Below are 14,563 nucleotides of genomic sequence, written 5' to 3' on the forward strand. Positions count from 1 at the left end.
AACCGAACGGCTGAACCGATCCCAAGCCGCCCGACGGAAAGCATCCGCGTCACTACATTCCGTCACATGGCCAGCTCGGCGCATGAGGCGATGCACCAGATCTTCAGGGAGGACCCGGGGCTGTTCGCCCGGGCCCTCCCGAAAGCGGGCATCGCCTTACCCGAACCCACCACGATCCAGCTCCTGGACACCGATCTCACCGGGATCAAACCCATGGCGCGCCGCGTGAACACCCTGATGCGCGTCGACACGGCGGACAGCGGAAGCTACCTGCTCGCCGTGGAGGCACAAGGCAGACCGGACCCGGACAAGCTCAACAGCTGGACGTACTACCTGGCGTATCTCTACGCCGAGTACGAGCTGCCGCCCCTCCTGCTCGTCGTCTGCCAGGACAAACCCACGGCGTCCTGGGCCGCGCAGCCCATCCGCATCGGCCTGCCCGTCCACACCAGCATCGCGGTCTTCCCACTGGTCCTGGGCCCCGAAAACCTCCCCACGATCATCGACCCGGACGAGGCGGCCGAAGACCTGGCTCTAGCGCCCCGAAGTGCTAAACCGTCGGAACCTTCACGAGTTTATGAAGGGAGATCTGCTGCTCAACGACATCCGACAGCACAGAGGGATCGGCGATTCGTTCTTCCAAGCCGGTGAGCCAGATGTTGCTTCCCTCCCAGTCCAGTGGTAGCCGGGACTTGGGCCACACGTCCACCATCTGACGCGCCAATCGAAGCCCTGACTCGACCAGCGACAGTTCTCCGGCCACGGCGGAAATGAGTACCCCGTCTTCGAGTTCCCGCACCGCTGGCGGGAGGCCTCTCCCTTGCTGCACGCTCACGTGTTCATACAGCGCATCGACGATACTTGAAATCGTCGGCGGCTCCTCCAACAACAACCTGCTCTGCGCGACAAGCCGCCGAGCAGCTGATTGATATTCGCTGGAGTGGCGCACAAAAGAAACGCTCTCTTGGATTCCGGAGGGAGTGACCATTCGCTGACCAAGCGTCAACGAAATAACCGGGAATTCCCGCACCAGCGCATGGATGTGCGCGGTGGGAAAGTATCCGTCCCCTGCCGTTGTACGGTCCAGAGTCACACCCTGAACGACTGGACCGATACATCGGAGCAATCGCAAGGGTCCCCATTCCGAAAACCCTGGGAGAGTCGCACCCCAATCAGAGGTGACACGCTTGGCGGTTGCCGCGTCAGACTTACTCACAGATTCACCTCGAATACCCAGTGAGGCCGCTGGAGTCTTGAACCAGAAATTGGCGATCGGTAGAACTAATCCGTCACACTATTCCTGTAACGCGTCCACAATCTGGTGATCCACTCATTCGATCCATTGGGTGGCTCAGAGGTCACCACTGGCAACGGGGCCGATTCCACCAAGTGCAGCAGCGTCCAGGCCAATCCAAAACAGTTGTCATCCCCGAAGCACCCCAACAGAAGTTGATCCTATTCGTCGGTGACAGGCTTCTCAATCGCATGAAGCGCCCGTTCCATCTCATCGAACGCCTCATCACCGTCCTCCGAGTTGTCCGCCTCGGAAGTGAGCGGGCCGAGTCGGACGAACTCGCGAACCTCATCCCTGATCACTACGGTGCCCCTGCAGAAGATGCGGATGATTAGCCCAGCAGTACGCCATCATCTCCTTGATATCTTCATTGAAATAGCTTGGGTCGCCACAGTTTTGCTGACCTATACTTCGATCATTCCTCGGATGAAAACGGCGGGGGTCCGATATCTCTCGACCTCGCGGCTTGCGCCTTTCGATTTCAGTCATCCCAGTTTGAATAGTCCCCCATCGCCACGTCTTCGCAGATTCCATCCCAGAACCCGTTGTGCACCATCGCAGTGTCATCGATAGTGACGATGATTTCACGAACCTCGTCCGCTACCTCCTCAAATACCTCTTGCTCTTCATCTTCCTCATAGAAAGGAAAACGATCGATCACCCCAGCAACGCATCGCGTAAACGAGTCGAGATCCCTGTTGACGTGGGTGGCCATCGTCGACTCAACCTTGGGAATATGGACAATCTCACCCGTTGCGACAACGATACAGATCCTTCCCAGCAGTCCACTCGTCGCGATGGACACCAATCCACCCTGTCGGATTTCACCAAGGAAAACGGCCTCTGCCAAAGGACGGTACTCGTACCCGATCAGACCGCCGGGAATCCCCGACTCAAGGAGTTCTCTTGCGATACTCTCGGGTACCTCTGACGAGGATCCGATGCGGATCATGGTGAACTCGGGCCTAGGCAACTCAGGTAGCTGTTCGGGCATGGGATGAATTTCCGTCCTACCGCTGATTCGGTCCGACATTATCGCTATGGCCGCGAGGCAAACATGTCCGCAACCGCCTTCTTAAGGTCAGCGTTTGTTTGACTTCGTATCGCCTTCTGCAGGCCTGGGTCCGGGTCGTTCCACGGGAAGGAATGTGATACTACGACATCCGTGTCCCGCAGAAGGGGATCACACTTGTTCGCACACGGGGCGCGCTCTGAATAGATCTCGGAAATGTTATCGACTCCTCCCGCCTGGTTGATCACGTCTTCTTCCGCATGTATTCCGGCTCGACCTTTCCCCATCGCCCTGCCGGTGATGATTCTCCCGTCCTTCAAAAGAGCCGACGCGTAGTTCTTGGTCGTCTTGTCACGCTCCAGGACGCGCCGGTCATGGACTGCCTTGACCAAAGGGTTTTCGGTGTCCGTGTAGTCAACCTGGGTACCCAGGTTGCTGCAGTTGTGGACCAGGACGGGGGTGTCCCCGGCCTCCACATAGTAGGTGTGGAGGGTGCCGATGGTGAGGTCATAGGTGGTGGTGTTCGCGTGGTAAAGGCGGACGCCGGCAACCTCGGCGGTGCCGGTCGGGGTCTGGAGGACGTCGCCGGCCTTCAACTCCTTGGCCTCGACGAACGCCGACTGGGTCTCGTCGTAGAACGGGTGGTGGAACGTCGTCGTCAGATGCGCGCTCTGCTCGGCATCCGTACCGACAACGGCCTTGGTGTCCTGAGTCGAAACCGTGCTGACCGCCGCCACCGGGGCCGACGCTGACTCATGACCGTGGCCGTGGTTCGCCGCCAGCACGCCGAGCACCGCCGCCGAGGCCGCCAGGCCGAACGCCGCCTTGTGGGCCACCTTCCGGCCCAGGGACTTCGCCCCGCCCTTCGCTGTCTGCTTCGCCGCCGACTCGGTCGTCTTCTTGATGGTGAGGTCGACGAAGTCGTGGTCGGTGCGCGTCACGATCACCGCGGTGACCTCGTGAGCCTCCGTACCCGCAACACCCGGCACCGAGTTGGCGATTGTGTCGCCCACTCGCACATGGTCAATTGCTTTGGCGGTGCCATCCGCCATGAGCACGGGAGTGGCACCAGAGAAACTGTGGCACTTGGACTGAGACTGACTCCGCGTCCCCGCCCCTTCAGACTCCGCCGCCGAAGCCGCCTCGTCCGTGGCATCGGCCGCCGCGGAATCCCCGGCCTCGGTCGCCCCCTTGCCGAAGAGCCCGCCCACGACCTTCATGGCCTTGGGCGCCACCTTCGCCAGGATCTTGCCGCCGAGGCTGCCGAGCGCACCGCCGACCGCGCCGGAGACCGCGCCCTCGAGCGCTGACTCACCGAACGCTCCCGCGCTGCAGTCGCCGCCACCGTTCTCGGCGCACTTGAAGCCCTGCTCCACCAGGGAGCCCGCCGCGCCCGCGGCAGCGGCACAGCCGATCGTGCCCAGGCCGGCCGTGAACGCCTCGCACCCCGCGAACACCGCCGTCGACACCACGAAGGAGGTGATCGCAGCCGCGTGGTGCTTGACGTACGTCGCCGTCGCCTTCGCCGCCTTGACCGTCGCGTGGTACGCGGTCCGCGCCACATGGGCGACCGCCTTGGCGGCCTTCTTCACATGGCTCGCGACCTTGTGCGCCGCCTTCTTCACCGCGTGGACCACGCGATGCACCACACGTGAGGCCTTGTGATACGCCGTATGCACCGCATGGACGGCCGCGTGATAGATCCGTCTGACGTGCCGTGCCGCGTAGTGGTAGACGCGCCGCACCACCCGCACCGTCGCGTGGTACACGTCCCGCACATGGTGGACGATCTTGTGCGCCGCGTGCTTGACCGCGTGGACGACCTTGCGGGCCACGTGCTTGGCCGCGTGGTAGACCTTGTGCGCCACGTGCGAGACCGTGTGCTTGACCTTGTGCGCGACCTTCTTCGCCCCGCACACCACGTCGTACCAGGAGCAGTTGCCCGACTCGTCCGTGCCCGCCATCGGGTTGTCGTCGACATAGGCGAAGGGGTTCGCCGCCACCGAGTTCGGCACCGCGTTCAGCGAGATACTGTCCTTGTTCAGGAACTGGCCCGTGTCCGGGCTGTACCAGCGCGAGGCCGTACCCACGTCACCCGTGCCCGGTTCCGTCCAGCCCGACTGGAAGCCCAGGTGACCCGTCACCGTGTTCGTCGGCGAGACGACCTTGCCCAGCGGGTCGTACGACGCCGAGCCCGTCAGCGCGGTGGCGCCCGAGGTGAACGTGCCCACCACGTCGCTGTGCAGGTCCGTCAGGGCCAGGACTCCGCTGCCGCCCGACGGCTTGACGCCGATCACGCCGCCCGCCGGGTCGTACGTGTACGTGTTGTCGCCGTCCGACGCGATCGTGTTGTCCGCGCCGGAGTAGGCGAACGTGCGCGTGGACTGCGCCGTCGTGTCCGTGTCCGTGATGTTCCGGCCCAGGGCGTCCAGCGTGTACGACTGCGTGCCGGCCGCGATCTGGCTGCCGAACGCGTCCGTCTTGTACGCCACCGAACCCGACGTCTGCGACTCCTGCGTCATCGTGCCGCGCGCGGAGTAGTCGTAGGAGTGCGTGCCGTCCGAGGTGAGCTCGTCACGGGCGTCGTAGGTGTAGACGTCCGAGCCGTTGCGGATGCGGTTGCCCGAGGCGTCGTACGCGTAACTCTTCGTCGTCGAACCGTTGTTCCACGACGTCAGACGGTCCGACCAGTCGTACGTGTACGTGTTCGACGAGGCGCCGGACACACCCGTCGTCGCCTTCGACGTCAGGTTGCCGTTGTCGTCGTAGCCGTACGAGAAGCCCGCCAGCGTCGACGCGCCCTGGACCAGGACGTCGCTCGTCAGCTCGTGCGAGCTGTTGTAGCCGAACGTGCGGGTCTGACCCGTCGAGCCGTACTTGACCGACTTGACCTCATTCAACTGACCGTATGTGTAGGTCAGTTGGGTGCCCGTTGCCGCGTCGTTCAGGGATGAGAGACGGCCCGCCGTGTCGTAGCCATAGTTCGTCGTGCCCGCCGCGTCCGTCCGCGTCAGCATCGACGCGTCGTCGTTGTACGTGAAGCTCGACGAGCCCGCCGAGCCCGAGGCCGTGAGGACGTCACCCCTGTCGTCGTACGTGAACGCGTCGTGCGTGGCGGCCTGGTGGTCCACCGCGCCCGCGATGCCGGCCTCGTCGGTGTCCGCCGACAGGACCCGGCCGTCCGCGTCGTAGTTGAAGCTGCGCTTCGCCGTCGCCGCGTCGGCGCCCGCGCCGGACATCGACTTCAGCTGGCCGTTGACGTCGTAGGTCATCGACGTCGTGACGCCACCCGGAAGAGTGGCCGTCGTCAGCTGGCCGTCCGCGTCGTAGGCGAAGGTCGTCGTCGAGTCGGCCGCCGAGGTGTACTTGTCGGTCGTCGGCTCGATCACCTTCTCCTGCTGGCCCCACGGCGTGTACGTGTAGCGCCAGGAGTTGCCGCGGCCGTCGGTGAAGCGCGTGCGGTTGCCCGCCGCGTCGTAGCCGAAGGTCGTGGTGATCGACGTCGAGGCGTCCACCGGCTCGACCTGCTGCGTGATCGCGCCCGACGCGTCGTACGTCCAGCGCGTGGTGTGCTGGTTGGCGTCGGTGGACGCGATCAGGTTGCCCACGCCGTCGTACTGCTGCGAAGTCGAGGACAGCGCGGCGCCGTTCGCGTCGTACTCGCGCGTCGCCGTCGGGTCGTCCGAGGCGTTGTAGTCCGTCTCCGTCCGGGTGCCGTCCGCCAGCGTCGTCTTCGTCGTGTTGCCCTCGAAGTCGTAGCCGTAGCGGGTCGTGTTGCCCGCGCCGTCCGTCACCGAGGTGATGTCACCGGCCCGGTCGTAGGCGTAGGAGCTGGTCACGCCGCCCGCCGACGTCGTCGACGCGGTGTGGGCGCCGTACGGGTTGCCGGTCGTGACCGCGTACGAGTTCGTCGTCGTCAGCGTTCTCGTCGACGGGTAGCGCTCCATCGTCGTCGAGGTGAGCTGGCGGCCCATGAAGTCGTACGTCGCCTGGGTCTGCGCGCCCGCGGCGTCCGTCGCCGACAGCTGTTCGCCGTTGGTGTCGTACACCGCGTGCGTCTTGGTGCCGTCGGGCGCCGTGATCTGGGCGAGGTTGCCCATCTGGTCGTAGAGGTACGAGGTGGTCTTGCCGCTCGGGCTGATCTCGTCGGTCTGGTTGCCCTCGCTGTCGTACTTCCAGACCGTGGTGCCCGCGTCGGGCGTCGAGGCGCCCGCGGGGGTGTACGAGGGGAGCGCCTCGGAGACCTTGTTGCCGTTGGCGTCGTACGCCGTGGTCGTCACCAGGCCGTTCGGGTCCTCCTCCTCGACGCCCTCGCCGAAGGTGTTGAAGCCGCTGGTGGTGACGGGGTGGACGGTCGCCGCCGTGGTGCCGTCCGGCTCGGACTGGACGGCGGGCGCGGTGGAGACCGCGAGGTTGCCGGCCTCGTCGTAGGCGTACGTCGTGGTGTTCTGCTCGGCGTCCGTCGTGGACGTCGGCAGGCCCCGTTTGTCGTAGGTGTACTTGGTGGTCTGCTCGGTGGAGGAGCCGACCGTGCCGCCCGTGCGGCCCTCGCCGTAGAGGGAGGTGACGTCGGTCGCGGACAGGGCTCGCTGGTAGACCTGCACGTCACCGACGGATCCGGCGACGACGTCGCTCGTCGTGCCGTCCGCCTTCTCGGTGCCGCCGATGGAGAGCGGTCCGGTGCCCGTCCAGGGCGCGGTGTTCGTGCCCGAGCCCGCCTGGGCGCCGTTGACGTACAGCTTCATCGAGCCGGTCGTCGAGTCGAAGACGCCGACCAGGTGCGTCCAGGTGTTCAGCGTCGGTGCCGCGGTGGCGGTGGCGTCGTAGAACGCGGTCGGGGAGGCCACGTCGGCGTTGGCCGCGTGGAAGCGGTACGCGTTGTCGGCCTTGGAGTACTGGAGGTAGAAGGAGGCCCGGTTGGTGCCGCCCTGCGCGACGAAGGTGCGGTAGGTGGAGGTGTCGGTGAGGTTGACCCAGGCGGAGACCGTGTAGGAGGCGGTGGTGTCCAGGACCGGACCGGTGGTGTCGACGAGGTTGCCGGTGCCGGTGGTGGTGCCCGCGAACTTCGCCGCGCTGTCCGACCAGGTCACGCCCGATCCGGCGGTGGCGGTGTTGCCGGTGCCGGAGGAGTCGGTGATGTTGGTGCCGGAGTCCTGGTTGAGCTTCCACCAGCCGGCCGGGTGCCCGGAGGCGTCCCCGTACAGCGTCTCGCTGAGCACGTTGCCCATGGCGTCGTACGTGCTGGTGGTGGTGCGGTCGTAGCCCGTGGCGTCGTGGTCGTTCTGGCTCGCGACCTGGTCGTCCGGGGTGTACGAGACCGTGGAGACACGGTCCACGCCGGTCGGGTCGACCGTGGTGGAGGTGGTGCGGGAGGCCGCGTCGACCTTGTAGTTGGTGACGGTCTCGCCGTTGTCGGAGGTCGAGGTGAGCAGGTTCCCGGCGGCGTCGTAGGTGTCCGACTCCAGGACGTAGGAGCTCTTGCCGTCCGCGCTGGTCCGCTTCACCGAGGCGGTCAGACCGTCGTCCAGGTAGGTGTACGAGGTGGTGTTGCCCATCGCGTCGGTCACCGACTGGAGGCGGCCTGACGGGTCGTAGGCGCGCGAGGACTCGGTGAGCAGGGTCGCGGTCCCCGGGTTGACCGGGTCACCGGTGTACATCAGGGCCTGCGTGAGCAGATTGCCGTTGTCGTCGTACGTGTAGCGGGTCTCGTTGCCCGCCGAGGTGACTTCCTTGGTCTTGTTGCCCTGGTTGTCGTAGGTGTACGTGGTCGTGTTGCCGTTGCTCGCACCCGCGACCGCGTTGGCGTCCGACTCGGTCAGCAGATGGTCGTAGGCGTCGTAGGTCTGCGTCTCGGTGCGCGCGTTGTCGCCGCCGCTCGCGTCGGCGACGGTCTGCGAGGTGACGTTGCCGTCCTCGTCGTAGACGGTCGAGGAGACGGCGGCGTGGGTCGCGCCGGTGACGCGGTCGGTGAGCTGCGGGTCGTCCTCCTCGGTGACCTGGCCGTTCAGGTCGTACTTGTACGAGGTGGTCAGGCCGTTCGGGTAGGTGTCCGAGACGACCTTCTGGCTGAGGACCTGGCCGAGGCCGTCGTAGGTGTACGTCGTCGCCAGGCCGATGGCGTCGGTGGTCGAGGCGACGTCGCCGTTCTTGAAGTACGCCACCTGGTTGACCGCGCCGCCGGGGCTGATCGTCTTCACCGGCAGGCCCTTGGGCACCACTCCGCCGTCGGCGGACGGGTAGGTGCTGGTGCCGTCGCTGTAGACGGTCGTGGTGGTGCGGCCCTTGGGGAATCCGGGGACGGCCGGGCCGGTGATACCCGTCTGGTTGCCCTGCGCGTCGTACACGTACGAGGTCAGGTAGGTGTTGTCGGTCGCCGACGCCGAGCGGCCGTCGCGCTCGGTCAGCAGCTGGTCGTTGCGCGGGTCGGTGGTGGTGAGCTGGGCCGTGGTGTCGTCCGGGTAGTACGTGTAGTACTCGGACGAGCACTTGTTCGCGGACTCGTCCTGGCAGGCGGTCGAGGAGACGATGTTGCCGCGCACGTCGTGACCGGTGATGTTCATCGACCCGTTGGGGTCGGTGACGGTGTGCTCGAAACCGGCGGAGTCGTAGCCGAAGCTCGTCCTGTTGCCGAGGCCGTCGGTCTCGGTCAGCGCCCGGTTGCCGTTGTCGACGTCGTACGTGTAGGTGAGCGTGGCGTTCGCCGGCGAGGTCACCTTGACCGTCTCGACCGGCAGCAGACCGGTGGAGTTCTTCGCGGCCTCCCACTGCTGGGCCACGTCCGCCGCGGCCAGCTGGGAGCGGTGGACGGCGACCTCGGCGATCGAGCCCTTGAAGTAGGTGGCGTAACCGGTGTTGCTGGTGGTGCTGGTGTGCGACTCGTCGGGCCAGTTGCCGCCGATGAAGCCCGCGCCGACGTACTGGTTGGTCTGGACGCTCATCGCGGCCGTGCCGGTCTGCGAGGCCACCAGCGAGTCGTCGAGGTACAGCGCCTGGCTGTCGGGCGCCGTCGACAGCACCACGTGGTGCCACTTGCCGTCGGTCACCGCGGCGGCGGAGCCGATGGGTTTGGTGGATCCGCCGGAGAAGTAGAACTCGCCGTACAGCTTGCCGCTGCTGCCGACATAGAGGACGGGCGTGTAGTTGCCGGTGGTGGTGCCCCCGCTCAGCGGGTCCTTGGACGCGCCGAGCAGCACGCCGTTCGCCGTGGAGGTCTTGAACCACATGCTGACCGACTCGGCGCCGGTGCCGGGCAGGATGCCGCTGGGCAGCGCCATGGACGAGGTGCTGCCGTCGAAGGTCGCGGCCTTCTGGTCGCTGAACGGTCCCGCCACGCCGAGCGTCACCGCGCTGTACGTGCCGTTGCCGCCGCGCACCTCGTCGACGGCGGTGGTCGCGCCGGCCGCCTCACCGAGGCGGAAGTAGCCCGCGGGCGCGCCGCCGAGGACCGCGCCCCGGTAGGTCTGGCTGGAGCCGGTGACCGTGGGGGCCCCGAGCTTCCAGACGCCGCCGTTCTCGTCGGTGAGCTGGGTGAGGGTGGTGGTGCCCGGGTCGTACTGCATCGCCGCGTACGTCTTGCCGGACGGCCGGGTGATGGAGGTCAGCAGGCTCGCCGCGTGGGTGCCGTACTGGTAGAGGGCGTTGACGTCGGCGGCGACCAGCGGGCGGCCGTACCAGGCGGCGTCCGCGACGGAGCCGTTGAAGTAGGTGGCGTAGCCGGTCTTCTCGCTGGAGCTCTGGTGCGGCTCGTCGGGCCAGTTGCCGCCGAGGAAGCCGGTGCCGAGGTAGTTGAAGGACTGGTTCTTGCCGAAGGCGACCGCGCTCTGGATGGAGACGGTGCCGGTGCGCGAACCGATCTTCGCGTTGTCGACGTACAGCGTCTGCGAGTTGCCCGCGGCCGACAGCACCACGTGGTGCCACTTGCCGTCGGCGACCGACGCGGTCGTGACGATCGGGTTGATGCCGCCGCTGTACCAGAACTCGGCGTTCAGCTTGCCGTCGGTGCCGACGTAGATCGAGGGGGTGTAGAAGCCCGCGGCCTGTCCGGAGCCGATGGGCTGGGAGGCGTACGAGTACAGGACGCCGGGGCCCGCGGAGGTCTTGAACCAGAGCGAGAGCGCGCCGGAGTCGGTGTCGTTGCCGGTGTTCTTCGGCAGCGAGACGTCGGAGGAGGTGCCGTTGAAGGTGGCGGCCTTGGCGGAGGAGCCGGTCAGCGGGCCGGCCGCCGAGCCCAGGGTCACGTTCTCGTAGGTCGCGTTGTCAGTGCCCTCGCCCGCGAGGACGGCGTCCTTGGCGGTCGTCGCGCCCGAGGCCTCCGACAGCGGCCACATGGCGTGCGGGTCGAGGTCGAGCGAGGCGTTCTGGTACTGCGAGCCGCTCGTGTAGCCGTACGTCGTGCACTTGGTCGTCGACAGCGGCGAGCACACCTTGGTGAGCTGGTCGCCGGTGTAGCCGTACGTCCAGGTCTGCGCGGTGGAGGAGTCGCCGGCGGTGACCGGGTCGGTGACGACGGTCTGGACGTGCGCGGCCGATGCGCCGGACGGCGTGAACCAGGTCAGGTTGAGGGAGCGGCTGGAGACCGCGGACGTCATCTTCGTGATGTGGCCGCTGGTCCAGGTGAAGGTGATGGACCGCCCGTTGGCGTCCGTCACGGAGAGCAGACCGTACGCGCCCGACCCCAGGGACTGGGTGAACGTGTAGACCGTGTCGTCCTTGTCGGTCAGCTTGTAGCCGCCGCCCGTGACCGTGGTGAAGGTGGCGAACCGCCCGTTGCCCGGGGCGAACGTGCCGTCGCTGTTCTTGCCGTACCCGACCTGCGATCCGTCCGGGTAGGTGACGTTGACGCTGGAGACCGCGCCCGACGCCGTGTACTGCTCGGTCGCCCGCGCGTCGAAGATGCTCGACCAGCCGGACCCGAACGCGCCGGTCCAGCGCGGGTCGCGGGAGTTGTAGTCGCGCTCCACGTCCAGCGAGGGGCCCACGGTGGAGATCGAGGCGTCGGTGTCGGAGGTGGTGTAGTTGCCGATCGACGCGTCGAAACCGTGGTCACTGCTGTTCTGCGACAGACCCGAGGTGATCACGGGTTGCGGCACCTGGACCGAGAGCGCGTACGGATCCGCCGTGGAATAAAGGGCCGTCGTCGAGTCGTACGCCTGAACGGTCCACGTGTAGTTCTTGCCCCAGGCCAGCTTGCCCGCCGGGACCGTCCAGTCGCCGGTGGAGATCAGACCGGACGTGGCGACCTGGGTGTTGGTCGCGTCGTAGACCTTGAAGACGTACTGACCGGCGCTGCCGCTGGAGTTGGCGCCGCCGGCCCAGGCGGTCAGCTCGGGTGTGGTGGTGCCCACGACCGCGTTGTCGGCGGGGAACTGCTCGTACAGCTGCGGCGCCGTGTTACCCGTGTAGGTGACCACGATGTACGGGCCGAGCCCGGGGTCGTTGAAGGAGCCGAACTGCTTCCAGTGCAGGTTGTCGGTGGTCGACGCGTAGAGCGCGAGGCCGTAGTCGGCGGTGGTGCCGTTCATCCAGCCCTGGATGGCGGACGTGGACAGGGAGACGGTCACGTTGTCGCCGACGGTGCGGTCGGCGCCGGTGTTGGCACAGGCGTTGGGCACGCTCGGCGTCGCGTTGCCGATCGACGAGCCGTACGTCGGCCCCGGGTAGCTGGTGACGCCCTCCGGGGTCCAGGCCTTCGTCACCAGCGCGACGTCGAAACGCTCGGCGGTGCAGGTGGCGGCCCAGGTGTCGAAGAGGTGCAGGGTCGCGGACGAGACGGTGACGCCGCTGCCGTCCCAGGCGGTGTCCCAGTGGTTGACGTAGCTGACCGCGGAGTGGGTGCCGGAGTCGTAGGAGCCGACCTTGACGGTCTGCTCGTAGGAGTGGTCGCCCGCGGCGGCGGACTCGGCGTAGGTGGTGGTCCAGCCGTCCGTGACCTGCGGGTCGACGGTGACCGGGAAGACGCGGCGCGCATCGTGCAGCCAGCTGTCGTCGAGGGTCACCTTCAGCGCGTAGCCGTCCTTGTCGTGGACGAGCTCGGTGGTGACGTCGTGGGTGGTGGCCGGGTCCCCGGAGCGCGGGTTCACCTTCGAGTCGTAGGCGTACGAAGCGGGGATGCGCTCGACGGTCCTGCCGGCGGAGTCACGCAGGTCGATCGACCCGCTCTTGGTCTGGACGGGCGTGAGGCCCTTGAGGTCCAGCGGGAAGGTCCAGCTGTTCCCCGCGTCCGCGGAACGCAGGATGACCGCGTCCTTGACCCCGGTCGCGGTGGGGGCGACCTGGAGGTCGGTGTCCGTCAGGACGTTCTCGTACGTGACGCGCGAACCGTCCGCCGTGCCCTTGACCGAGGCCGCGCCCTTGAGTCCGTAGGAAAGGGAGTGCGCGCTGTCGGCGGCGAAGGAGACGAGGCCGGAGTCACTGGCCTTGGCACCGAAGTCGACGCCGACGGAGTTGGCCTTCTCGTGCCAGCGGCCGTCAGGACCGGCTCTCACATCCACATCGATCGGCGCCCATCTCCCCTTCCCCACCTGGTAGTTGACGGGCGTCGGGGATATTCGGCGGGTGATGCTGCCGTCGGCGTTGTCGTAGACGGTGTCGGTGCGCGAGGACTTGGCCGCGTTGCGCTTGCTGGTCTTGGGGTTGTAGGTGCCGCCGCCGCGGCTCTTGCCCTGCTGAACGGCGGGCTTGTGCGGCTGGTAGGCGGCGAGCTCGCCCTTCCCCTTGCCCGGCGCCCTGCCCACTCCGCGCTTGGCGTCGGTCGTCTTCGCGGAGACGTGGTGGGCGTGCCCGGCCGCGGTGCCCGACTTCTGGTGCGGGGTCCGGCCCCAGTGCGGGTCCTGGAACCAGGCCACCACGGAGGACAGACTCGGCATCGAGAGGGACACCTGGCCCAACTCACGCCCGTCGGCGACCGCCTGCTGGGTCGTCAGCATCAGCGCGAGAGCCGTCAGGGCGACCATGGCCACCTGCCGCCGGATGCGGTGCATACGGCTGACGGGACGGCGGGGCTGGCGGGAACGGCGGGCAGGCCGAATGCGCACGGCTTCGACTCCAACAGTCAAGAGAGATCAGGCAGGGGGAACGCGCAGGAGAAGCACAGAAAACCCGCTGATCTTGACTGTTGTGAACATGCCGCGGACAGGCGTGAGGAACGTTTTTGGCCATACCTTGACCGGATCTTGCTGAACCAAGTCGACTTGTTTCGACTCGCCCCTTTGCTTCTTGTGAACTCCTTTGCGGGCTCCTCACCTTCTTGACGGATTCTCGTCATCTTGCCCTTGCGCCGAGCAGTATGAAGCGACGTCAGTTGGCGGTGAACCGCTTCGGCGCCTGGGTCGGGTTGCCGCCCGAGGGAAGCTTCTGGCCCGGGCACTCGGAGAGCACCTTCTTCATCGCGGCCTTCTCCCCGCCGGTGACCCACAACCCGTACTTCTTCTTCACGGCCACTTGCGCGGCCACATACGCGCAGCGGTAACCCTTGTTGGGCGGGAGCCAGGTCGCGGTGTCGCCGTCACCCTTGCTGCGGTTGGTGCTCGCGTCGACGGACAGCAGATTGAGCGGGTCGTTGGCCAGCGCTATCCGCTTGCTCGCGTCCCAGTACTTGGCGCCCTTCTGCCAGGCGTCCGAGAGTGCGACGAGGTGGTCTATGTCCACCAGGCTGCGGCCGCGCTTGTACGTCACTTCCTTACCGGAGTACGGGTCCGGGTCGAGCGCCCCGGAGACCACCTTGCAGGTGCCGCCGGTGAACTTCACGTTCTTCAGGTCCCGCTTGAGGATGTCGTCGCGGGTGTCGCACTTGTTGGAGTCCGTGTCGGCCCAGGCCGTGCCGAACCTCTCCCTGCTGTAGCCCGTCTTGGGCGCGCGCCCCTTGACGGTCAGTGAGTCCACGGCGGTGAGCGCGGCGCCGCCGACCGCCGTGCCCTGCGGGCCGGCGGAGCCCGTGGTCTCCTTCTTGCAGCCGCTGACCCCCGCGCCGCCGACGAACAGCACCAGTGCGGCAGCCGCCGCCCCACCCCTCAGACGCACCACGACGCCCCTCCCCTTGCTCCCCGGGTCCGCCCTGCGCAGGGCGCGTTTCCCTGGTGCCCACGGTAGCGGCGGGTATGCCCAGGCCATACCCTCCTTCAACGGGCAATAGGTGCACGCCGGGCGTATCGCCGGTGGTGACACACCTCCGGAAGGAGCTCCCGCACGGGCATCTTCGACCTTGTGTCGCCCGCTGCCGCACGCCCTCACGCCCGGCCGCACTCACCCCCCCATGCTCA

General features: G+C 66.8%; 4 protein-coding genes. 1 reads left to right on the plus strand and 3 read right to left on the minus strand.

Annotated elements, in window-relative coordinates; all coding sequences use genetic code 11:
• The first annotated feature begins 66 nt into the window (after window positions 1–66).
• A complete protein-coding gene (locus ACIQTP_RS39865; RefSeq protein ID WP_403409183.1) occupies window positions 67–651 on the plus strand; it encodes a hypothetical protein in 585 nt (194 codons plus the stop codon).
• 1,124 nt (window positions 652–1,775) lie between these two features.
• Here the strand turns inward: ACIQTP_RS39865 and ACIQTP_RS39870 are convergent.
• From ACIQTP_RS39870 to ACIQTP_RS39880, 3 genes are all read right to left on the minus strand, one after another.
• The gene (locus ACIQTP_RS39870) at window positions 1,776–2,288 is read right to left on the minus strand and encodes an SUKH-4 family immunity protein (RefSeq protein ID WP_403409186.1); all 513 of its coding nucleotides are present in this window, start codon (window positions 2,286–2,288) and stop codon (window positions 1,776–1,778) included.
• Window positions 2,289–2,332: 44 nt separating this feature from the next.
• Window positions 2,333–13,285 (minus strand): LamG-like jellyroll fold domain-containing protein, encoded by a 10,953-nt coding sequence (locus ACIQTP_RS39875; RefSeq protein WP_403409189.1) that lies wholly within the window; start codon window positions 13,283–13,285, stop codon window positions 2,333–2,335.
• Window positions 13,286–13,601: 316 nt separating this feature from the next.
• Complete coding sequence (locus tag ACIQTP_RS39880; RefSeq protein ID WP_403409192.1) at window positions 13,602–14,327, minus strand: HNH endonuclease family protein; 726 nt, start codon at window positions 14,325–14,327, stop codon at window positions 13,602–13,604.
• Window positions 14,328–14,563: the final 236 nt, after the last annotated feature.

This window comes from Streptomyces sp. NPDC090798 (genome assembly GCF_044768965.1).
In the GTDB taxonomy this organism is placed as follows: domain Bacteria; phylum Actinomycetota; class Actinomycetes; order Streptomycetales; family Streptomycetaceae; genus Streptomyces.